At 67.1% G+C, this 21,428-nt stretch carries 17 protein-coding genes and 1 pseudogene; 9 read left to right on the forward strand and 9 right to left on the reverse strand.

All coding sequences use genetic code 11. From position 1 onward, the window contains the following. The first annotated feature begins 8 nt into the window (after positions 1 to 8). Complete coding sequence (locus tag QCD70_RS17955; RefSeq protein ID WP_301218834.1) at positions 9 to 923, forward strand: LysR family transcriptional regulator ArgP; 915 nt, start codon at positions 9 to 11, stop codon at positions 921 to 923. On the opposite strand, the gene QCD70_RS17960 is transcribed toward QCD70_RS17955, so the two are convergent. Further along, positions 920 to 1,711 carry a putative protein N(5)-glutamine methyltransferase gene (locus QCD70_RS17960; RefSeq protein WP_301218835.1) on the reverse strand — a complete coding sequence of 264 codons (792 nt, stop codon included), beginning with the start codon at positions 1,709 to 1,711 and terminating at the stop codon, positions 920 to 922. The two genes, QCD70_RS17955 and QCD70_RS17960, sit on opposite strands and share 4 nt — an antisense overlap. Positions 1,712 to 1,770: 59 nt before the next feature. On the opposite strand from QCD70_RS17960, the gene QCD70_RS17965 reads away from it, so the two are divergent. Further along, complete coding sequence (locus tag QCD70_RS17965; RefSeq protein ID WP_301218836.1) at positions 1,771 to 2,163, forward strand: hypothetical protein; 393 nt, start codon at positions 1,771 to 1,773, stop codon at positions 2,161 to 2,163. Here QCD70_RS17965 and QCD70_RS17970 read toward each other — a convergent pair. From QCD70_RS17970 to QCD70_RS17980, 3 genes are all read right to left on the reverse strand, one after another. Continuing rightward, positions 2,160 to 2,393, reverse strand: a complete 234-nt coding sequence (locus QCD70_RS17970; protein WP_055926778.1) for a DUF3073 domain-containing protein — start codon at positions 2,391 to 2,393, stop codon at positions 2,160 to 2,162. The genes QCD70_RS17965 and QCD70_RS17970 overlap by 4 nt on opposite strands. 85 nt (positions 2,394 to 2,478) lie before the next feature. Next, positions 2,479 to 4,509, reverse strand: coding sequence for an APC family permease (locus QCD70_RS17975; RefSeq protein WP_301218837.1), 2,031 nt, complete (start codon positions 4,507 to 4,509; stop codon positions 2,479 to 2,481). Positions 4,510 to 4,618: 109 nt separating this feature from the next. Next, positions 4,619 to 5,695 (reverse strand): hypothetical protein, encoded by a 1,077-nt coding sequence (locus QCD70_RS17980; RefSeq protein ID WP_301218839.1) that lies wholly within the window; start codon positions 5,693 to 5,695, stop codon positions 4,619 to 4,621. A gap of 71 nt (positions 5,696 to 5,766) precedes the next feature. Here QCD70_RS17980 and QCD70_RS17985 point away from each other — a divergent pair, with 71 nt between their 5' ends. Continuing rightward, positions 5,767 to 7,149: a glycine--tRNA ligase gene (locus tag QCD70_RS17985; RefSeq protein ID WP_301218841.1), complete on the forward strand. Its 1,383-nt coding sequence runs from the start codon at positions 5,767 to 5,769 to the stop codon at positions 7,147 to 7,149. A gap of 475 nt (positions 7,150 to 7,624) precedes the next feature. Here the strand turns inward: QCD70_RS17985 and QCD70_RS17990 are convergent, their stop codons facing one another. Next, positions 7,625 to 9,400 carry an alkaline phosphatase family protein gene (locus QCD70_RS17990; RefSeq protein WP_301218843.1) on the reverse strand — a complete coding sequence of 592 codons (1,776 nt, stop codon included), beginning with the start codon at positions 9,398 to 9,400 and terminating at the stop codon, positions 7,625 to 7,627. Positions 9,401 to 9,589: 189 nt separating this feature from the next. Between QCD70_RS17990 and QCD70_RS17995 the strand changes: the two genes are divergently transcribed. Continuing rightward, a complete protein-coding gene (locus tag QCD70_RS17995) occupies positions 9,590 to 10,375 on the forward strand; it encodes a MerR family transcriptional regulator (RefSeq protein WP_301218845.1) in 786 nt (261 codons plus the stop codon). A 43-nt stretch (positions 10,376 to 10,418) separates the two neighbouring features. Here the strand turns inward: QCD70_RS17995 and QCD70_RS18000 are convergent, their stop codons facing one another. After that, positions 10,419 to 10,892, reverse strand: a complete 474-nt coding sequence (locus QCD70_RS18000; RefSeq protein WP_301218848.1) for a DUF805 domain-containing protein — start codon at positions 10,890 to 10,892, stop codon at positions 10,419 to 10,421. A 220-nt stretch (positions 10,893 to 11,112) separates the two neighbouring features. On the opposite strand from QCD70_RS18000, the gene glgX reads away from it, so the two are divergent. Continuing rightward, a complete protein-coding gene (gene glgX / locus QCD70_RS18005; protein ID WP_301218850.1) occupies positions 11,113 to 13,185 on the forward strand; it encodes a glycogen debranching protein GlgX in 2,073 nt (690 codons plus the stop codon). 6 nt (positions 13,186 to 13,191) lie between these two features. On the opposite strand, the gene QCD70_RS18010 is transcribed toward glgX, so the two are convergent. Together QCD70_RS18010 and yczE are read right to left on the reverse strand one after the other, a co-directional pair. Beyond that, a complete protein-coding gene (locus tag QCD70_RS18010) occupies positions 13,192 to 13,971 on the reverse strand; it encodes a peptidylprolyl isomerase (RefSeq protein WP_367316749.1) in 780 nt (259 codons plus the stop codon). After that, entirely contained in the window at positions 13,886 to 14,662 is a 777-nt protein-coding gene (gene yczE / locus QCD70_RS18015) for a membrane protein YczE (protein WP_367316748.1), read from the reverse strand. Before yczE ends, QCD70_RS18010 begins: the two co-directional genes overlap by 86 nt. Before the next feature lie 61 nt (positions 14,663 to 14,723). Here yczE and yczR point away from each other — a divergent pair, with 61 nt between their 5' ends. After that, positions 14,724 to 16,160 carry a MocR-like transcription factor YczR gene (gene yczR / locus QCD70_RS18020; protein ID WP_301218854.1) on the forward strand — a complete coding sequence of 479 codons (1,437 nt, stop codon included), beginning with the start codon at positions 14,724 to 14,726 and terminating at the stop codon, positions 16,158 to 16,160. A gap of 4 nt (positions 16,161 to 16,164) precedes the next feature. Here the strand turns inward: yczR and QCD70_RS18025 are convergent, their stop codons facing one another. Then, positions 16,165 to 16,527 (reverse strand): hypothetical protein, encoded by a 363-nt coding sequence (locus tag QCD70_RS18025; RefSeq protein WP_301218856.1) that lies wholly within the window; start codon positions 16,525 to 16,527, stop codon positions 16,165 to 16,167. 172 nt (positions 16,528 to 16,699) lie between these two features. On the opposite strand from QCD70_RS18025, the gene QCD70_RS18030 reads away from it, so the two are divergent. From QCD70_RS18030 to QCD70_RS18040, 3 genes and pseudogenes are all read left to right on the forward strand, one after another. Further along, on the forward strand, positions 16,700 to 19,960 hold the full coding sequence (locus QCD70_RS18030; RefSeq protein WP_301218858.1) for an efflux RND transporter permease subunit: 3,261 nt from the start codon (positions 16,700 to 16,702) through the stop codon (positions 19,958 to 19,960). A 113-nt stretch (positions 19,961 to 20,073) separates the two neighbouring features. Beyond that, positions 20,074 to 20,535, forward strand: a complete 462-nt coding sequence (locus tag QCD70_RS18035; RefSeq protein ID WP_301218860.1) for a DUF805 domain-containing protein — start codon at positions 20,074 to 20,076, stop codon at positions 20,533 to 20,535. A gap of 357 nt (positions 20,536 to 20,892) precedes the next feature. Beyond that, a pseudogene (locus tag QCD70_RS18040) lies at positions 20,893 to 21,428 on the forward strand (DEAD/DEAH box helicase); the annotation flags it as partial.

Here is a 21,428-nt window from a genome sequence, read left to right on the forward strand (position 1 = left end):
GAGAGCTTATGACGGGGTTCCAGTACGACCACCTTGAGACTCTGCTCGCGCTGGCGGAGGAGGGCACGTTCGATGCGGCGGCCCGTCGGCTGCGTCTGACCCAATCCGCGGTCTCCCAGCGCATCAAGGCCCTCGAGCAGTCGGCGGGTCAGGTTCTGGTGCAGCGGTACAATCCCGTACTCCCCACCGACGCGGGCACCGTGCTCCTGCGACTGGCGAGGCAGGCATCGCTGCTCGACGCCGACGCTCGCAGTGCACTGCACGTCCGTGGCGCCGAGGGCTCCGCGTTCCCGATGGCGCTCGCCGTCAACGCGGACAGCCTGGCGACCTGGTTCCTCGAGGCCGTCGCCCCGCTGGCCCGATCAGGCGACGTCGTCTTCGACATCCATCGTGAGGATCAGGAGCACACGACGTCGTTGCTGCGATCGGGAACGGTGATGGCCGCGGTCACGTCGACCGCCGACGCCGTTCAGGGCTGCTCGGTCGAGCCCCTGGGTGCGATGCGCTACCGCGCGGTGTGCACCCCGGGATTCCAGTCTGATCATGCGATCGCGTCAGGGGACCGTGCGGCCTTGGCCAGGGTGCCGCGCATCGACTTCGACAGGCGCGACGACCTGCAGGCGACCATCGTGCGCGGGGTCGGGGACTCCGACGCGGCCGCGATGCAGGCTCGCCACTTCATTCCCACATCGAGCGACTTCGCCCGCGCAGTGCTGCTCGGTTTCGGCTGGGGGATGCTGCCCGATCAGCAGTGCAGTGTCGAGCTCGAGACGGGACGGCTGATCGAGATCGCGCCCGGGCGGTACACCGAGGTGAGGCTGTTCTGGCAGCGGTGGAATCTCACGTCCCCGCTCCTCGACGCGGTCACCGATGCCGTGCGAGCGGGCGCGAGGGCATCGTTGCGCGAATTCGGCGGGACCTAGCCGGGTCCCGTCGACAGCACGATCGACGTGTCGTACTCCTCGGAGTACTCGACCCGGCTCACGAGCCCCGCGCTCTCGAAGAGCAGCGCTGACTCCGGCGCCTGGTCCTCGCTCGCCTCGACGAGAACCCGGCCGCCGGGCGCCAGCCACTCGCGCGCCTGAGCCGCGACGAGTCGCTGCACATCGAGGCCGTCCCCGCCTCCGTCGAGCGCGAGTCGAGCCTCGAAGAGCCGGGCCTCCGGAGGCATCGATCCGATCGCGTGCGTCGGAACATAGGGGGTGTTGCACACGAGCACATCGACGCGGCTGCGGAGGTCGTCGGGCAGGGGCTCGAACAGGTCGCCGCAGACGACCAGGGCAGCTGAGGGGAGATTGCGTCGTGCGGTGGCCACGGCCGCAGAATCGATGTCGGCCGCGTAGAGCTGGGAGCCCGGCACGGCAGAACCGATCGCCAGCGCCAGAGCGCCCGACCCGCAGCACAGGTCGAGAATCACCGGATGCTCGTGCTCGCGTGCGAGGTCGATGGCGCGCGACACGAGGAACTCGGTTCGGCGTCGGGGCACGAAGACCCCATCGTCGACGAGAACCCGGATACCGGCGAACTCGGCCCAGCCCAGCACGTGCTCCAGCGGAACCCCAGACACTCGTCTGGCCAGAAGGGCGTCGAGGGCGGTCGCATCCGGTGCCGCGTCGAGGAGCAGGCGCGCCTCGTCTTCGGCGAACACGCATCCGGCCGCGCGCAGGGCGAGCACGGTGCCGTCGAAGTCCAGCGGGCGGTCGGAGTCCATCACACGATTATGACCGTCGGTGCACGGGGAGCACCCGGCAATGTGCGAGACAATAGGGTGTGGCTCTTCCCGACGACTCGACTTCTCCCGCTTCCGCCTCCTCGACCCATGACGTGGTGGTGCGGCGCTCGCCGCGGTACGTGCGTTTCATCGTGGTGGGAGCCGTCGTGGCCATCCTCGCCACTCTGGTTCTGACGTTCGTGTTCCCCGAGCAGCCCAACTACTCGCGGGCACAGGTCTTCGGCTTCGTCGGGATCATCCTCGTGACGGTGTTCGTCGGGCTCGCCGCCGCCATCGCCGTGGTCGTCGACCGCCTCTCGAGCAGGCGCGCCCGAACGATCGTCATGACCACCAGCGAACGGGTCGAGGCGCCTGTCGACCAGAACGCTGCCGTCGACCAGAAAGCTCCTGTTGACCAGAACGCTCCTGTCGAGGAGACTCGCGAGGACTAAGCGCGCTTCTGCTGCCGCTCGTCGGAGTCGAGGAGTTCGGGATTCACGATGATGACGTCGTCTGTGTCGGACTCGTCGTCGTCCTCGTCGATCCACTTGGAGTAGTCGGGCTCACCGTCGGAGGGGTGGCTCAATTCGCGCTCGAGCGCGGAGTAGTTGGTGTCGGGACTGAAGTACTTCAGCTCGCGAGCAACCTTGGTGTGCTTAGCTTTTTGACGGCCGCGCCCCATGCGAGACCCCCTCACCTTTCGGGCCGGGGGATGAGAACGCCACCCGGGAGTCGAATAACTTACAAAACTTGCGTCAGTTTAGCACCTACTGCTGCTGCGCCTTCGCGTGTCGCCGTTCCTGCCGCGGCGTGCGAGCGACCGGTCGCACCGGCTCGCCGCGACGTTCCGATCCGGGCAGCGGGCGCGACCTGCGCCCGTAGATGACCTCGGAGGAGTCGAGAAGCCAGGGAACAAGGGCGATCGTGACGCCGTGCACCAGCATCAGGCGCTTGCGGATGCGGCGCGCCTTGTGGTTGTGCAGGAGCGTCTCCCACCAGTGGCCGACGATGTAGATGGGCGTGTAGACGGTCACGACCTCGGAGCCGTGCAGGGCGCGTCGCTTCTCGATGTACTGGCAGAGCGGCTCGGCCACGTCCCGGTAGGGCGAGACGATGATCTTGAGGGGAACGGAGATGTTCATCTCCCTCCAGGCCTTTTCGAGGGCATTCGTCGACTCGTCGTCGATCGAGAGGTGAACGGCCTCGATGCTGTCGTGCTGAGCCGCGATCGCATAGTCGAGCGCCTTGAGCACCGGCTTCTGCATGCGGCCGACGAGAACGATGGCGTGGTCGCCTTCGGAGCCGAAGGTCGTGGTCGCGTCGACCTCGATCTCCTTGTTCACGTCGCGGTAGTAGCGGTTGACGCCCAGCATCAGCGTGTAGAGCACGGGCATGATCGCGAACACGAGCCAGGCTCCGTGGGTGAACTTCGTGATGGTCACGACGATGAGCACCACAGCGGTGAGGAACGCACCGAACGCGTTGATGGCCAGGCCGCGCCAGACGGCGCCGCGGTTCGAGCATCCGGCCTTGAGCATGCCCCACCAGTGCTTGACCATGCCCGTCTGCCCGAGCGTGAACGAGACGAAGACGCCGATGATGTACAGCTGGATCAACTGGGTGAGGCTGGCCTGGTAGACCACGAGGATGAGCGTCGCGAACAGGCCCAGAATGAGCACGCCGTTCGAGAAGACGAGCCGGTCGCCGCGGGTGAGCAGCGACTTCGGGGCGTAGGAGTCCTTGGCGAGCACCGACCCGAGCAGGGGAAAACCGTTGAACGCCGTGTTGGCCGCGAGCAGCAGCACCGCGGCGGTGGCGGCCTGGATGACGTAGAACAGCACCGAGTTGTTGCCGAAGACGGCCGAGGCGATCTGCGCGATCAGGCTGCGTTGCGGCTGGCCTTCGCAGTTCTCGAAGCCGATGAGATGGCACGCGTTCTCGGCGTAGTGCACGCGTGCGATCAGGGCGAGAGCGACGAGGCCCGCGAACAGCACGATCGCGATGGTGCCCATGAGCACCAGCGTGCGCTGGGCGTTCCTGACCTTGGGGGTGCGGAACGCGGGCACGCCGTTCGAGATCGCCTCGACGCCGGTGAGGGCGCTGCAGCCGCTCGAGAACGCGCGGAGGAGAAGCAGGATGACGGCGGCCTGGGTGAGTCCCTCGGCCTTCACGCCGTAGTCGGCCGATTCGGCGACGGGGGCGTGGCCGAGCACAGCCTGACCGAGGCCCACGATGATCATCAGCGCGACGCTGCCGACGAACAGGTAGGTGGGGATGGCGAACGCCTTGCTCGACTCGGCGACGCCACGCAGGTTGACGGCGGCCAGCACGATCACGAAGAAGACGGCGATCTCGACGCGGTAGGCGTTGAGGAACGGCAGGGCCGAGATGATGTTGTCGACTCCCGACGCCACCGACACGGCGACGGTCAGCACGTAGTCGACGAGCAGCGCCGACGCGACGACGAGCCCGGCCTTCTCTCCGAGGTTCTTGTGGGCGACCTCGTAGTCTCCGCCGCCCGAGGGGTAGGCCTTGACCAGCTGGCGATACGACGCCACGACCACCACGAGCAGCAGCACGACGGCGGCGGCGACCCAGGGCGCGAAGCTCAAGAAGGCGAGACCGCCGATGAGCAGGATCATCAGGAGTTCCTGCGGCGCGTACGCCACGGAGGAGAGCGGGTCGCTGGCGAAGATCGGAAGGGCGAGCCGCTTCGGGAGGAGCTGTCCTTCGAGTTTGTCGGTCGGGAGGGGTTCGCCGATAAACCAGCGTTTGGCCGACTTGACTTCGTTAGTCACGAGTGAGAACACTACTCCGCGCGATCATCATGTCAATGCGCTTGAGACGGCGCTCGGGTCACGATTCACTACGGCGAAAGGCCCTGGATGCCGGGGCCCGGCAGCGACGTCATCGCTCGGCCCTGTAGGCGGCTCGCACCGCCAGGGCCGCGCGAGCCTGGTCGAGCAGCGGATCATAGAAGGACGCCCTGTACGCCGCCGCCGTCGAGACCGAGACGAGGAAGTTGAGCGAGGAGACGCAGCTCAGGAAGACCGCCCTCTTGAGCATGCCGCTGCGCACGGGAAGTTCGATGCCGAGCACCTCGGCATTGCCGGCGTTCGCGCCGAGCCAGAGATTCAGTACCTCGTCGCTGAAGGCGAGGCGGCCGAGAACGACCAGGAAGACGCAGACGAGTGCGGCGAAGATGGCGACCTGGAACGCCTGGGCCAGCACCATGACGACGGCGAGATTGAATCGCTCGAGTCGACTCAGCGCTGGTCCCTGCGCCTCGTCGCCGCCGTCGAGCGTCGATAGCTCACGCCGCATGATCGGAACGGTGAAGAGGAGCCCGAGCACGAGGAAGAACACGGCGACGCCGAGCAGCCGCGATGCGCTCATGCTGCCGGTCACCTCCCAGAGTGCGCGGGCGAAGTAGGCGAACACCACCACGAGCATGAGGATGGGCAGGGCGCGCGTCGCGAGCTGCCCCAGGGCCCCGAACTGACGCAGGGCGGCGCGCAGGGCCCACGAGAGGAGAGCGCCGACGCCCAGCCAGGTCGCCGCGAGGGCGGCGACCACGACGGCCGTGTTCTGCGCGACCGAGACGAGAGGGTTCTCGTGTGCGACGAGACCGAACCAGAGCGGATCGACCACGAGGTAGAGGCCCAGCGCGACCAGTGCAACGGGGGTCTTCGCTCCCGTGCGCGAGCGCAGCACTCGAGCGGTCACCAGGGCGAGCAACGACGGAACGACGGGAACCGCGACGACGAGGGCCAGCGCCACGAGGGCGTATCCCCAGTCACTCGCCGACGCGGTTTCCGGGTCGATGTCGACCTCCAGCACCAGCGAGCTGAGCACGTCGACCGCCACGGCGAAGACGAGAAACGGGGCGGTGCGGGGCAGGAGATGCCGCGCCCGGGCATCCGGTCTCACGAAATACGGCAGACCGTGCAGCCGCAGCCAGTGCTCGGTGTCGCGGTCCGCCATGGCCCCTCCCATAAGATTGTGGCTTATCCACCCGCTGGCAGCCGGCCGGTGGGCGACTTACGGAAGCCGTTATGCCCACATCTCCTCTTGATTCTGTCATTGCCCTCGCCAAGCGCCGAGGATTCGTCTTTCCGACCGGAGAGATCTATGGCGGCACGCGCAGTGCCTGGGACTACGGGCCGCTGGGCGTCGAGCTCAAAGAGAACATCAAGCGGCAGTGGTGGAAGTTCATGGTGCAGAGCCGTGACAACGTCGTCGGCCTCGACTCGGCCGTGATCCTTCCGCGCCAGGTCTGGGAGGCCTCCGGCCACGTCGAGGTCTTCAACGACCCGATGGTCGAGTCGCTCGCGACCAACAAGCGCTACCGCGCCGACCACCTGCTCGAGGCCTACGAGGCCAAGCACGGGCATCCGCCGGTCAACGGCCTCGCCGACGTGCGCGACCCCGACACCGGAAACGTCGGCCAGTGGTCGGAGGTCAAGAAGTTCTCGGGAATGCTGAAGACCACCCTCGGCGTGCTCGAGGACGAGAGCGGCATGGCGTATCTGCGGCCCGAGACGGCGCAGGGCATCTTCGTCGACTTCGCCACCGTTCTGAACACGTCGAGGCAGAAGCCGCCCTTCGGTATCGCCCAGGTCGGCAAGGCGTTCCGCAACGAGATCACCCCCGGAAACTTCATCTTCCGCACCCGCGAGTTCGAGCAGATGGAGATGGAGTACTTCGTGCAGCCCGGCACCGACGAGGAGGCGCACCAGTACTGGATCGACCAGAGCTGGGAGTGGTTCGTCGGCCTCGGAATCAATCCCGAGAACATCCGGCAGTTCGAGCACCCGCAGGAGAAGCTGTCGCACTACTCGAAGCGCACCGTCGACATCGAGTACCGCTTCCAGTTCCCGGGCAGCCAGTGGGGTGAGCTCATGGGTGTCGCCAACCGCACCGACTTCGACCTCAAGACGCACTCCGAGGCATCCGGAACCGACCTGTCGTACTTCGACCAGACGTCGAACGAGCGGTGGATCCCCTACGTGATCGAGCCGTCGTTCGGTCTGACCCGAGCGCTCATGGCCTTCCTGGTCGACTCGTACCACGAAGACGAGGCCCCGAACTCGAAGGGCGGCGTCGACAAGCGCACGGTGCTCAAGCTCGACCCGCGCATCGCGCCCGTCAAGGCCGCCGTGCTGCCGCTGTCGCGCAACGAGGCCCTCTCGCCGCTCGCCCGCAAGGTGGCGCAGGACCTCCGCCAGAGCTGGAACGTCGACTTCGACGACGCCGGGGCCATCGGTCGTCGCTACCGTCGTCAAGACGAGATCGGCACGCCGTTCGCGATCACGGTCGACTTCGAGTCGCTCGAGGACAACGCCGTGACCGTGCGCGAGCGCGACTCCATGGCGCAGGAGCGCGTGTCGCTCGACCGCCTGCAGGCCTACCTGGCCGAGAGGCTCATCGGCGCCTAGCCGGATGTGATCTCCTAGGACACGTGCCCCACCCATTGCGCTGATCGAGTAGCCGCGCGAGGAACGAGTCGGCGGATCGAAATCCGCTCACGGGTGGCCTCGATCCGGCCGCTCGCGCTGATGCGCTGGTCGCGTGGCGCACTGAAGTGCGGAAAGAGGCCGCTTCGTCAACGGATGACGCGGCCACTTTCCGCACTTCAGTGAGGCTGTGGCCTCTCTGGGCCGGGCAGCCACGGGGGCGTCGGCATCGTGGGCCGCGTTTCTTAGGAGATCACCCACCGCCCTCTCGTTCCCTGAGCTTGTCGAAGGGAACGGGCGGCCGTCCAGCCTGTCTGCGCTGTCGAGTAGGCCGCCTGCGGCCGCATCGGGGCCACCATCGGCGTGATCTCGATACGCCGGCTCGTTCCTCGCGCGGCTACTCGATCGGCGCATTCCGCGCCGGTCGAGTAGCGAGGAACGAACCGACTATCGAGACCTAGTCTTCGTCGCCCTCGTTCGCATTGCCGTCGAGGGTGCCGAAGAGGCCCTTCCCGTGGAGCACGAGTGCGGCGAAGGCCTCCTGGTAGGTCTCGGGAGCCTGCTCGCCGTCGCCGGCGTACTTGGCCATGAGAAGACCGAGCAGCCCTTTGGCAGGACTCGAGATCTTCTTCGCGCGGTGCTCCGGTGCCTCGGGGTCGAGATTCTCGTCGGGGTTCGGCGGAACGTAGTGCGGCAGCGTCGTCGGCCAGTCCGACACCGGTCTCGGTGTCGTGCGGTTGACGGCGTTGAACATGTCCATCGACTTGGCGTCACGTTCGGTGAGCGGCTCGAGACCGTGCTGGCGAGACAAAGTGGCGATCAGCGCACTGTGCTGCATCGGGTCGTTGATGATCCTGTTCTTCGCCGTGTACGCCGAGATGGCGATCGCAGGAACGCGACCGCCGAGCCGGTCGAATCCGAAGTCCATCTCGCCGGGCCGTCCGTCTCCCGGGGGAACCGCGGACGGGGGAGTGGCATGGTCGAACGTTCCCCCGTGTTCGTCGAACGTGACGAACAACATGGTGTTCATGGCGTTCGACCCCGTCGGACTCGTCGAATCCTTGATGGCGGTGTAGATGTAGTGCAGCAGCGCATCGCCCGCCCGCACGTCGCTGACAGCGCCATCCTCGACCATGCCGCCGAAGCCGTCGGGCCCCTCGCGCAGTTCGCCGTAGGGCGGATGCATGTCGTTGTGGTTGAAGACCATTCGCGGCTCGATGAACGAGTAGGCGGGCAGGTTGCCGCTCTCGACGTCGAGGTAGAACTGGTCGAGGGTGCGGAAGTTGGTCTTCCAGTACTTCTCGGTGGCCGGAGCGTGCAGCACGCCGGTCATCGACACGAGCTGGGCTGCGTCGTAGTAGACGCGCCAGGGGATGCCGGCGTCTTCGAGTCGGTTGAAGATGGTGGGGGAGCCGGCCCGGTCATCGTCGAGCCACTTGTCGTAGCCCCCGTCGCCCCGGTTGGTGACATAGCCGTGCGAGGTGCCGGCATGAAAGAACGAGCGGTTGCAGAACGTCTGAGATGGCACGGCGCAGTGCCAGTGGTCGTAGACGGCGAAGCTCTTGGCGAGGGTCGAGAACACGGGCAGCATCGCGGGCGAGAAGCCGCCCATCGCCACGGAGTATTCGGCCCTGCTCGGACTCTTCTTCCCTCCGGAGAGCCGCTCGTAGTTGGCGATGTAGTCGGTGACGAACCCCTTCATCGTGGGCTTCGCGCCGAGGGGCGGGGTGTTGTGCAGCTCGGGGTCGACGGTGCCGAAGAACTGCGTGTTGACGTGGGGGTACGCTTCGCCGGGGTCGGGCTGCGGGCTCGACATGATGACGTCGGTCGATCCGGTGTAGACGTGGGCCTTCACATCCGGATGCCCGTGGGGCGCCGGGTTCGAATAGTCGCCCTGGTGCAGCCCGTCGAACGACGAGCCGGACGGAACCTCGTCGTCGCGGTACAGCCACCCGAGCAGATTGTCGAACGACCTGTTCTCGTACATCACCACGACGACGTGCTCGAACGCCTTCCTGGGCGTCGCCTTGTCGGCCTCGAAGTCGAGCTCAGGACGGCCGGCGCCGACCGCCGCGCCGATCGCGGCTCCGCCCGCCCCTCCGGCGACGGCACCGGCGGCGAGAATGCCGGCGCTCTGCAGGAAGGCCCGCCTCGACGGTGAGTTCGGCCCGGCGAAGGTGCCGGATGCCGCAGGCTGCGACGAGCGGGAACGTTTGCCCGGGAACGGTGGCATCTCTCGGCTCGATCCTCACGAGGCGGACGGGGTGCTTGTCATCGTACCCAGTGCGCACATTCGGGCAAATGCCGCCTTCGTGCGAGATCCGGCCTTGACGTTGCCGCGGCGTCAACCTCTAGCCTCGGTCCTGTGCCGATGTTATCGGCGTACGAGACACGGAACACGAGAGCAGGAGCGGACGACGAGATGTCGAGGGCACCCCGCACGGATTGGTCGATCCAGGAGATCGCACGCCTGACCGGAACGACGAGCAGGACGCTGCGCCACTACGGCGACATCGGACTGCTCGCACCGACCCGTATCGCCTCGAACGGCTATCGCCGCTACGACCAGCCGGCCCTTGTGCGGTTGCAGCGCATCCTGCTGCTGCGTGACCTCGGGCTCGGCCTGACGGCGATCGCCAGGGTGCTCGATGAGGAGCCCGACGCGGTCGGAGCCCTGACCCGGCATCGCCATGACCTGGTGCACGAGAAGAACAGGATCGACAGGCAGATCGCCTCGATCGACACGACCATCCGAAAGATGAGACGAGGAGAAGGACTGATGGCGGAGGAGATGCTCGACGGGTTCGCGCCCGAGCGGCACGAGACGGAGGTCTCGGAGCGGTGGGGAACGACGGCATACGCATCAGGTGCCGACTGGTGGAACGGCAAGTCTGCCGACGAGAAGCGTGAATTCCAGGCGGTGCAGGCCGAGATCGCTGCCGACTTCGTGTCGGCCGCGGCGGCCGGTCACCGGGCGGACAGTGCCGAGGTGCAGGCGATCGTCGAACGTCACGTGGCGTGGCTGAGCGAGGTGCCCGGCACCCCGGGCTATCCGAATGGCCCCGAGGCGGACTACCTCGTCGGACTCGGAGAGCTCTATGTCGCAGACCCGCGATTCGCGAAGACCTACGAGGCCGGCGGGAATGATGCGGCGAGATTCGTTCGCGATGCGCTCGCGTTGTACGCCGAGAACGCGGCGAGGCGGTAACGCGAGATCCCGGCGCCGCAAAGGCGCCGGGATCTCTTGGGCGTCAGCGGTCGAAGCGCGCGCCCTCGGGCTTCGCCGGGCTGGCGAACCAGACGATGAGGATGATCGCTCCGACGAGCGGGATGAGGATCAGCAGGTACCAGGCGCCGCTGCGGTTGGTGTCGTGAAGTCGACGCCAGGCCAGGGCGAGGCTCGGAATGATCGTGGCCAGGGCCCAGAGGCCGGCGATGATGTTGATGACCGAGGCGCCGGCCGACATCGTCATGGTACCGTTCTGGTCGACGCCGTTGCCGCCGAGGGCGAGGGACAGCATGTTCAGAACGAAGCTGATGATGATCACGATGAGCGTCCACCACCAGTACTCGCTGCGGCTGGCCCGGCCGGAGAAGGTGGCGTACTTCTTGAAGAAGCGCTTGGCGGCGGCTCCGATGGGGGCGCCGTAGTACGGCTGGTCGAGGGGCGGCTCCCCGCCCTGCGAGTAGGGCTGGGCGGCGGCGGGCTGCGACGAATAAGACATGGTTTCTCCTAGACGAGGATGAACGTGATCGTCGCCGAGCATAGGGCACGGTCTGAGTCGCTCGAAAGGGGGCTTGCACGCGGCCCACACCAGCAGGTGCGGGAATCCCCACCACAAAGACGGGCGGAGCGCTAGCCCCCACGGACGATCCGGCGCCGCGGGCCGCGCGCTTCTATCCTGCGAAGGCGACAGTTTCGCCCCTTTCCAGACAGGACCACCGATGGCTTCCGCCCGCTCCCTTCCCTACCCGCTCGGCTTCTCGCTCATCGAGGGCCGCCACAACTTCGCTCTCTACTCCGAGACGGCCGACGCCGTGTTCGTGTGCATCTTCGACGAGAAGGGCGATGAGACCCGCGTCGAGCTGCCCGAGCGCACCGGGCACGTGTTCCACGGCTTCGTCGACGGGGTCGGCGTCGGCACCCGCTACGGCATCCGGGTCGACGGGGCGTGGAATCCCGAGGCCGGCCTGCGGCACAACGTGAACAAGCTGCTGCTCGACCCGCACGCCACGGCGATCGAGGGCGGCTACGACTGGGAGGCCGACAACCAGTCGTTCTTCGGCCACGACATGAACGAGCCCCAGACCCGGAACGACACGGACTCGGCTCCGCACAGCCCACGCTGCGTCATCACCGATCCGGCGTTCGACTGGGAGGACGACCGGGCCCCTCTCACCCCGTTGTCGGAGTCCGTCATCTACGAGACCCACGTGAAGGGCTTCACGAAGCTGCACCCCGACGTGCCCGAGGATATCCGGGGCACCTACGCGGGCCTGGCCCATCCGGCCGCCCTCAAGCACCTCACCGATCTCGGGGTCACCGCCGTCGAGCTGATGCCCGTGCACCAGTTCGTGCAGGACAGCCACCTCTCGGAGAAGGGCCTGCGCAACTACTGGGGCTACAACTCGATCGGGTTCTTCGCGCCGCACAACGAGTACGTGTCGGATGCCGCGGGCCAGGCGGGCGGTCAGGTCACGGAGTTCAAGCAGATGGTCAAGGCGATTCACGCCGCCGGCCTCGAGGTGATCCTCGACGTGGTCTACAACCACACCGCCGAGGGCAACGATCTCGGACCGACGCTGGGCTTCAAGGGCATCGACAATGCGTCGTACTACCGGCTGGTCGAGGGCGACGAGGCGCACTACTTCGACACCACGGGCACCGGCAACAGCCTGAACGTCTCGCATCCGGCCGCGTTGGGTCTGATCATGGACAGCCTGCGCTACTGGGTCACCGAGATGCACGTCGACGGATTCCGCTTCGACCTCGCAACGACACTGACCCGGCAGGGCGGCGATGCCGAGATCCACAGCGCCTTCCTCACCCTCATCGCACAGGACCCGGTGCTGGCCCCCGTGAAGATGATCGCCGAGCCGTGGGACACGGCCGGATACCAGGTCGGCGGCTTCCCGGCCGACTGGTCGGAGTGGAACGGCAAGTTCCGCGACGACGTGCGCGACTTCTGGAACGGCACCGACTCGGTGCTCGGCACGGTCTCGCAGCGCATCCTCGGGTCTCCCGACGTCTACGAGGCGTCGCGACGCTCGCCCCTGTCGAGCGTCAACTTCGTCACCGCACACGACGGCTTCACCCTGCACGACCTCACGTCGTACAACGACAAGCACAATGCGGCGAACGGCGAGGACAACAACGATGGCGAGAGCGACAACAAGTCGTCGAACGGCGGAGCGGAGGGGCCGACCGACGACGAGTCGGTGAACGCCCGGCGCGACCGCAAGAGGCGCAACCTGCTGGCCACGCTCCTGCTCTCCGCCGGCGTGCCGATGCTGCTGGGCGGCGACGAGATGGGTCGCACCCAGGGAGGCAACAACAACGCCTACTGCCAGGACGACGAGATCTCGTGGTTCGACTGGGCCGCCGCAGACACCGACCTGCTCTCGTTCACACGGGAGCTCATCGCTCTGCGCCGCGAGCACCCGGCGCTTCGGCCGGCCTGGTTCCGTCAGGCCCCCGAGGTGCAGTCAGAGGTTCCGGATGCGATCGCCGCCGACGCCGTGGAGATCGTGCGAAGCGACGGCGAGAACTTCGACGACCACGACTGGGACAACCCGAACGCGCGTACCGAGACTCTCGTGTTCACCCACGAGGGCGCGGACTCGTTCGCCCTGCTGCTCAACGCCGCCGAGAACGGGGTCGAGTTCCAGGTGCCGTCGGCACCGGGTGCCGAGTGGGAACTGGCGGCGTCGAGCGACCCCGGTCAGGTCGTCGAGGGCCCGGTCACGACACTCATCGCATCGGGCGGCTCGTTCACGCTGCTGCGCTCGCGGGGCTGAGCGCGGCTACTCGAAGCTGACCCCGTCGATCACGGCGGGGTCGGCCGGCGGGCCGTCGCTGGCGCCACTCGTGGTGCCGGCGTCGGCTATGCCGGTGATCACATCGAGGCCGCTCGTGACGGTGCCCAGCACGGTGTAGCCGCCCGCGGCATCCGAGGGGATGGTCGACTCGTCGTAGACGATGAAGAACTGGCTGCCCATGCTCTCGCCGTCGCCGCCGATCCTGGCCATCGCGAGGGTGCCCGCGGGGTACACGTCGTCCGTGGGCGCGTTCTCGATCGGGCCGTAGGAGTAGCCGGGGCCGCCGGAACCGGTGCCCGTGGGGTCGCCGCATTGCAGCACGTAGATGCCCTGGGTGACGAGGCGATGACACGACGTTCCGTCGAAGAAACCCGCGTCGCCCAGCGCGAGGAACGAGGCGACGGCCTGGGGAGCCGCGGCACCGTCGAGCGTCACGCCGACATCCTGGCCGTTGATCTCGATCGTGCCGGTCCAGTCGCGACCCTGTGCAAGAGACGGTGATGGCACCCCGTCGACCTCGCCTGACGACGACGGCGCCTGGGTGGAACCGAGTTCGGGGGTCTGGATCTGGTCGCGGATTCCCGCGAGGTTCGTGACCAGCAGAACGAGGGTGAGCGTTCCGGCGACAAGGCCCGCGTAACCGATGATGACGCCGGCGATCGCGAGTCCGCGCCCCTTGTCACCGGTGCGTGTGATCTGGTGCAGCGCGATGTGACCGGTGATGACGGCCACCAGCGAGACGACGAACGCCGAGACGAACGACACGATCGCGAGCGGGTTCGTGCTCCTGCTGGTCGGAGAGTACGGTGCGGTCATCGGGGCTCCTCGGCGACGGGGCGGGGTCGGAATCGAGCGCCGCGGCCATTCTGGCAGAGCCGACACCCATCAGCGGGAGCGTGATGTTGCAGAGGGGGCCGATCAGCAGCGCGAACGCGAGCGTTCCCAGTCCCACGTTGCCGCCGAGAATCCAGCCGACGAGCAGCACGGTGGCCTCGACCCCGAATCGGCCCACCCAGATCGGCCATCCGAGACGATTGTGGATGCCGGTCATCAGCCCGTCGCGCGGGCCCGGCCCCAGCCGGGCCCCGATGTAGATGCCGCTGGCCACAGCCAGCAGAACGAGCCCGGCGGAGAACATGGCGGCCTGAGCCCAGATGTTCGGCATGGCAGGCACCACCCACAGGCTCAGCTCGATCATGGGCCCGAGCAGCAGCACGTTCAGCACCGTTCCGAGCCCGGGCCTCTGCCGCAGCGGAATCCAGAGCAGCAGCACCAGCACGCCGATGATGTTGGTCAGCACGCCGATGCCGAGTCCGGTCTGGGCCATGAGGCCCTGGGCGAAGACCGTCCATGGATCGACGCCGAGCGCCGCCTTGATCATGAGGGCGTCGGCGAACGCGTACAGCGCCAGACCGGAGATGAGGCGGGCGATGCGTCGGGCGAGCGGGAAAGTCATGTCTGAATCCAATTGCAGAATTGGCTTTAGATCAAGAAGCCAATCTTGCTAAAGTGGTTGCATGACTGATGCGTTCCTCGGTACTCGCGCCCTGCGCTCGCTGCTCGGCGAGTGGAAGGACGGCGGCGGGCCCCTGTATCAGGCGCTGTACGACCGCATCCGCCTTCTCGTTCTCGACGGCCGCATCCCCGCGGGCACGCGGCTCCCGGCTGAACGCGAGCTCGCACAGGCGCTCGAGGTGAGCCGCACCCTCGTCACGAGCGCGTACCGCGAGCTGCGCGAGGGCGGCTACACCACGAGCGTCCGCGGGTCGGGCAGCGTGACCCGGGTGCCGGGGCGCGCCAACCTCGCGGTCGACGCCGTCGGCGGATACCTCGACTTCACCAAGGCGATCATGCCCGCGAGCCCCGGAATCGCCCTGGCCACCCAGCAGTCGATGGACGACTTCGGGCGCTACCTGCAGGGGCCGGGGTACAACTTCGAGGGAATCCCTGAGCTTCGCGAGGCCGTCGCCACGCGCTACACGGTCCGCGGTCTCCCCACGACACCCGACCAGATCCTGGTGACGACGGGCGCCCAGAGCGCCATCGCCCTCCTGTCGCGCGTGCTCCTCGCACGCGGCGACCGCGCGCTCGTCGAGCTGCCCAGCTATCCGCACGCCTACGAGGCCCTCGCACAGGCGGGAGCGCGGCTCGTGCCCGTGAGCGTGACCCCGGGCGAGGGCTGGGACGAGTCGGCGTTGGAGCAGCTGATACGCCGCACGAACCCCGCGGTCGGCTACCTGATGCCCGATTTCCACAATCCCACGGGCGAGTCCATGCCGGCCGGGCTTCGTGAGCAGACCATCGATCAGGCGACGCGGGCGGGCACGACGCTGCTCGTCGACGAGACGTCGGGCGAACTCGATATCGACCGGGTCGACAGCCTGCTGCCGTTCGCGTCGTACGCGACACCGGGTGACGAACGCACTGTCGTGACCATCGGCTCGGTCGGCAAGACCATCTGGGACGGCCTCCGAGTGGGCTGGATCCGCGCGGAGCCCGGGCTCATCCGCACCCTCGCCGCAGCGCGACCGTCGAGCGACCTGGGCACACCCGTGCTCGAGCAGCTGATCGTCACACGCATGCTGCCCGACATGCCGTCGATCCTCGACGGACGCCGCGAGCAGCTGCGAGAGGGCAGAGACCGCCTCGAGCAGATCGTCGATGAGCGCTTCCCGGCGTGGAGTGCGCCCCGGGTCGCCGGCGGCATCGCGAGCTGGGTGGGGCTGGGTTCCGCCGTGTCATCCCAGCTCGCTCTCGCCGCCCGCGCCGAAGGGCTGCTCATCACGGCCGGGCCGCGCTTCGGGCTCGACGGCGCACTCGAACGGTTTCTGCGCATCCCGCTCGGCTACCCGACGGCGCAGCTCGAACAGGGCATGGATGCGCTGGCCCGCGCGTGGCAGGCGATCATGCGCAACCCGATGCCCGGCGCACAGGCGTTCGGCGACGTCGCCTGACGCGTCAGGCGTCGGCGAGGGGCGGGTCGGGCACCTCGGTCGTGTCGTCGATATCGGGGTAGTCGGTCAGGTCGGTCGATGCGACGGGCTTCGGCGCCTGCAGGTGAGCGGTCTTCTCGCGGATGCTCTCCACGAGCTCGGCGTCGGTCGGGTCGTCTGCCGAGGACTCGACCTCTTCGACGATGAACTGGCTCGCCGGGCCGAGAAGCAGTTGCGTGTGACCCGCGGTGCCGACGTCGTTCACACTCGGAATCTGCAGCGTGTCACTGGATTCCTGTCGAGCCAGTTCACTGGCGTACTCGAGCACGGCGTCGGCCACCCGGTCACCGGTCACCACGGAACCGCCGCTGTACAGAATCCTTTTCATCTCTCGATCCTCGCGGTGATGATCCGCTGTCACAACTCCTTGCGCGTTCGGCGTGTTCGCCCTAGGCGCGAAACCGCGTGCTGTCGACCATGGCGAGACGGAGAGTTCTGGATGTCATAGTGGATACTGCTCGCGAAACGGTGCGCGGCACCGTTCGACAGAAGGCAGCCCTGTGCATTTTCTCGCCATCCTCAGCATGAAGAACCGCGCGCTCATCGCGCTCGTCACGATCGTGGCGGCGGTCTTCGGCGGTCTCGCGCTGACGAGCCTGAAGCAGGAGCTCATCCCCTCGATCGAGTTCCCGCAGCTCGCGGTGCTGACGAACTATCCGGGTGCGTCTCCCGAGGTCGTCAACGACGACGTCTCCGTGCCCATCGAGACGGCCATCCAGGGTGTCGCCGGCATCGAGACCACGACGGCGACATCGAGCACGAACCTCTCGATCATCAGTGCGACCTTCACCTACGGCACGAATCTCGCCACCGCCGAGCAGAAGATCAACCAGGCGATCAACCGCATCAAGTCGACGCTCCCCGAAGACCTCGACCCGCAAGTGCTCTCGGGAGGCATCGACGACTTCCCCGTCGTGCAGATCGCTGTCACGCCCGCCGACGGAGACACCGACACCAAGGCGCTCGCGGGCCTTCTGCGCGCCAACACGCTCCCCGACATCACCGACGTCGCCGGGGTGCGCGATGCGCAGCTCGTGGGCGACATCGGCCAGCGGGTCACCATCACGCCCGACACGGCGGCGCTGGCCCTGGCGGGCCTGTCGTCGCAGGCGATCCGGGATGCCGTCGGCGACAACGGGCTGCTGATTCCGGCGGGCTCGCTCACCGAAGACGACAAGACCCTCTCGGTGCAGGCCGGAACGAAGCTCACGAGCGTCGCAGACATCCAGGGTCTGCCGCTCGGGGGAGCGGTGAAACCCGGCGGCGGCGTCTACACGATCGCCGACGTGGCCACCGTCGCGCTCACCGACAACCCGGTCACGTCGATCTCGCGGGTCGACGGCAAGCCGGCGCTCACCATCGCCATCACCAAGCTGCCCGCGGCGAACACGGTCGAGGTGTCGAACGCGGTTCAAGACCTGCTGCCGAAGCTCGAATCCGCGCTCGACGGGGCCACCTTCACGGTGGTGTTCGACCAGGCCCCCTACATCCAGCAGTCGATCCAGTCGCTCACCGAGGAGGGCCTGCTCGGCCTGTTCTTCGCCGTCGTCGTGATCCTGGTGTTCCTGCTCTCGATCCGTTCGACGCTCGTGACCGCGATCTCCATCCCGACCTCGCTGCTCATCACCTTCATCGGCCTGCAGACGGCCGGATACTCGTTGAACATCCTCACCCTCGGCGCCCTCACGATCGCGATCGGCCGGGTGGTCGACGACTCGATCGTGGTGATCGAGAACATCCGACGCCATCTCGCGTCGCCCGACGGCGTCGCCCGCATGCAGGGCGGCACCGACCGCGCCGGCGCCGCACGTGCCGCCATCATCGTCGAGGCGGTGCGAGAGGTGGCCGGTGCCATCACCGCATCGACCATCACCACCGTGGCGGTCTTCCTGCCGATCTCGTTCGTCGAGGGCACCACCGGGGAGCTCTTCCGGCCCTTCGCTCTCACGGTCACCATCGCGCTCCTCGCCTCGCTCGTGGTGGCGCTCACGATCGTGCCCGTTCTCGCCTACTGGTTCCTGCGCTCACGTGCGCCGAAGAACCACGCGCACGACATCGCATCCGCCCCTGTGGTGCCCGTCGACCCGGCCACCGGGCTCGAGTCACGGCGCGCTCGCCGACAGGAGCAGCAGGTCGCCGAGGAGGAGAAGCCCACGGCGCTGCAGAGGCGCTACCTGCCGATCCTCGAGGGCACGCTCAAGCGGCCCGTGATCACGCTCGTGTCGGCAGGGTTGCTCCTCATTCTCACCCTCGGGCTCACGCCGTTCATGAAGACCAACTTCCTGGGTTCTTCCGGCCAGAACACCCTGACCGTCACGCAGACGGTTCCCGTCGGCACGAGCCTGGATGCGCAGAACACGGCCGCGGAGTCGGTCGAGAAGGCGCTGCTCGGCATCTCGGGCATCAAGACCGTTCAGCTCAGCATCGGATCGAGCGGCTCGGCCCTGCGGGACGCGTTCGTGGGCGGCGGCGCCGGCGCGATCACCTACTCGATCACGACCGACGAGAGCGCCGATCAAGACGCCCTCGCCGAGACGGTTCGAAAGACCCTCGAGAAGACGAGCGACGCCGGCGACATCCAGGTGGCCGCCTCGGCCGGATTCGGAACCTCGAGTGACATCGCCATCGACGTGACCGCGACCAGCGCGGCCGACCTGCAGACGGCATCCGACGCCGTTCTCGCGAAGGTGTCGAAGCTCGATGCGATCACGCAGAGCGAGAGCAACCTCAGCAACTCGAGGCCCTACATCGCCGTGACGGTCGACAGGGTCAAGGCCGCCGAGGCGGGGCTCAGCGAGACCATCGTGGGCGGCATCGTGTCGCAGGCCATGCAGCCGCAGACGATCGGCACGATCTTCATCGACGACGCGAGCTACTCGATCTACATCCAGTCGCAGACGTCGCCCGCCACGGTCGACGAGCTCGCCGCGCTGCAGGTGCCGACCGCGGCCGGGCCCGCCCGACTCGACTCATTGGCGACCGTCGCGACCGTCGACGGACCGGCATCCATCACCACCGTCAAGGGTGTGCGCACGGCGACGATCACGGCGACGCCGGCCAGGGACAACCTCGGCACGGCCAGCGCCGAGGTGCAGGCCGCCGTCGACGACACCACGCTGCCGGCCGGGGCCACCGCCACGCTCGGAGGCGTGACGAGCGACCAGGGGGACGCGTTCAGCCAGTTGGGAATCGCCCTGCTCGTCGCGATCCTGATCGTCTACGTCGTGATGGTCGCGACCTTCCGCAGCCTCCTGCAGCCTGTGCTGCTCCTCGTCTCGGTGCCCTTCGCGGCCACCGGTGCGATCATCCTTCAGCTCGTCTCGGGCATCCCGCTCGGTGTGCCCTCGATCATCGGTGTGCTGATGCTCATCGGCATCGTCGTGACCAACGCGATCGTGCTCGTCGACCTGGTGAACCAGTACCGCGACAAGGGCCGCTCGGTGCGAGAGGCTCTGATCGAGGGAGCGAGCCGCAGGCTCCGCCCGATCCTCATGACGGCGCTGGCCACGATCTTCGCGCTGCTTCCCATGGTCGTGGGGCTCACGGGGCACGGCGGATTCATCTCGCAGCCGCTGGCCCTCGTCGTGATCGGAGGTCTGGTCTCATCGACCGTTCTGACGCTCGTCGTACTGCCCGTGCTGTACTCGGTCGTGTACGGATGGCTCGAACGGCGGAAGCTGCGCCGCATAGAGCGCGAGGAGGGCGACGGAGCCTCGACCCCCGGGCCGCGGCGCCGGAGCGACGAGCCCGCCACGTCCTGAATGCGGCTCCGTCCACGGAGACGCACGGCGTAACACCTGAAAATGTGCTGGGGAAGTTCTCGCAGTTCTCCTATGATCGTGATGAATTCTCGTCAGAACCAAAGGAGCACATGATGACAACGCCCCAGCCCGGATACTCCAACGCAGTTCCTCTCTCGCAGCCGCTGTACGGAGCCTCGCTCGGCGATGCCGTGCGTCGTTTCTTCAAGAAGTACGCCACGTTCACCGGTCGTGCGAGCCGCAGCGAGTACTGGTGGTGGGCGTTGGTGTCGTTCATCGTCATCACAGTGCTGCAGTCTCTCGCCTTCATCACCGGCGGCCCGGGTGGAGTCTCGGCCGACGGCACCACCTATGAGGGCCCCGGCGCGGGCTACCTGATCTTCAACATCATTCTCTTCATCTACTCACTGGCCGTGCTTGTTCCCACGCTCGCGCTGCTCGTACGGCGGCTGCACGACGGCAACTTCTCGGGCTTCTTTGCCTTCCTGCTGCTGATACCGTTCCTCGGACCGATCATCATCTTCGTTCTCGCTCTGCTCCCCTCGAAGCCGGAGGGCGCGCGCTTCGACGCGTAACACGATCTCACTGCGAGATGCGAGGCCCGCCGGGCCTCGCATCTCGTCGTTAAGGGGCGGTTCGGGCGATGCGAGTGACAAAGCGCCGCGCGACGTGTAACGTTTACAGGTCGGCTCTAGACACCGCGATTTCGTCGCGGAAGGGTTTGTAAGTCTGGTGGGCCGGTTTTTCTTTGTCAGTGTATGGACGCACTGGCCAGCGGTCATTCGTGTCGTATGCGAATATCCCCGCTGCTCATAAAGAAATTGTCAACGTATGACACGGCCCCGGACTGCAGAGATTCCGGGTTCTAGCGAGATAACAGCCAATTCGGGTTGTTCTTTCGCCATGCAATCTAATAAAACCCGGAAAGTACCATGCCTAAATCCAACAAATCCGGCGGCTTCAAGCCCGCCAAGAACTACGTGCCGAACGGCTCGAAGTCGGGCAGCAAGTCGCCCGGCCACCGCGGCTACCAGGCGGCACCCGCATCCGGAGCCCCCAAGAAGGCCCGCTGGAACGCCGACGAGCGCGCGGCCCGCGCGTCCGAGCGTCCCTCCTACAGCAACGAGCGCCCGTCGTACGGCGACCGTCCGCAGCGTTCCGAGCGTCCGTCGTACGGTGACCGGCCGCAGCGCAGCAACGACCGTCCCTCATATGGTGACCGTCCGCAGCGCAGCAACGATCGCCCGTCTTATGGTGACCGCCCGCAGCGTTCCGAGCGTCCCTCGTACGGTGACCGTCCGCAGCGCAGCAACGACCGTCCCTCGTACGGTGACCGTCCGCAGCGCAGCAACGAGCGTCCCTCGTACGGTGACCGCACCGAGCGTCCCTCCTACGGTGACCGTCCCCAGCGCAGCAACGACCGCCCTTCATACGGTGACCGCCCGCAGCGTTCCGAGCGTCCCTCGTA

Origin of the sequence: Agreia sp. PsM10 (assembly GCF_030433855.1) — a bacterium.
Classification (GTDB): Bacteria; Actinomycetota; Actinomycetes; order Actinomycetales; family Microbacteriaceae; genus Agreia.

Bases quoted from the DNA above. Each gene is read 5' to 3' on its own strand.
- QCD70_RS17955 (WP_301218834.1), top strand. From the start codon at position 9: ATGACGGGGTTCCAGTACGACCACCTTGAGACTCTGCTCGCGCTGGCG.
- QCD70_RS17960 (WP_301218835.1), bottom strand. From the start codon at position 1,711: ATGGACTCCGACCGCCCGCTGGACTTCGACGGCACCGTGCTCGCCCTG.
- QCD70_RS17970 (WP_055926778.1), bottom strand. From the start codon at position 2,393: ATGGGGCGCGGCCGTCAAAAAGCTAAGCACACCAAGGTTGCTCGCGAG.
- QCD70_RS17980 (WP_301218839.1), bottom strand. From the start codon at position 5,695: ATGGCGGACCGCGACACCGAGCACTGGCTGCGGCTGCACGGTCTGCCG.
- QCD70_RS17985 (WP_301218841.1), top strand. From the start codon at position 5,767: ATGCCCACATCTCCTCTTGATTCTGTCATTGCCCTCGCCAAGCGCCGA.
- QCD70_RS17990 (WP_301218843.1), bottom strand. From the start codon at position 9,400: ATGCCACCGTTCCCGGGCAAACGTTCCCGCTCGTCGCAGCCTGCGGCA.
- QCD70_RS17995 (WP_301218845.1), top strand. From the start codon at position 9,590: ATGTCGAGGGCACCCCGCACGGATTGGTCGATCCAGGAGATCGCACGC.
- QCD70_RS18000 (WP_301218848.1), bottom strand. From the start codon at position 10,892: ATGTCTTATTCGTCGCAGCCCGCCGCCGCCCAGCCCTACTCGCAGGGC.
- glgX (WP_301218850.1), top strand. From the start codon at position 11,113: ATGGCTTCCGCCCGCTCCCTTCCCTACCCGCTCGGCTTCTCGCTCATC.
- yczE (WP_367316748.1), bottom strand. From the start codon at position 14,662: ATGACTTTCCCGCTCGCCCGACGCATCGCCCGCCTCATCTCCGGTCTG.
- yczR (WP_301218854.1), top strand. From the start codon at position 14,724: ATGACTGATGCGTTCCTCGGTACTCGCGCCCTGCGCTCGCTGCTCGGC.
- QCD70_RS18025 (WP_301218856.1), bottom strand. From the start codon at position 16,527: ATGAAAAGGATTCTGTACAGCGGCGGTTCCGTGGTGACCGGTGACCGG.
- QCD70_RS18035 (WP_301218860.1), top strand. From the start codon at position 20,074: ATGACAACGCCCCAGCCCGGATACTCCAACGCAGTTCCTCTCTCGCAG.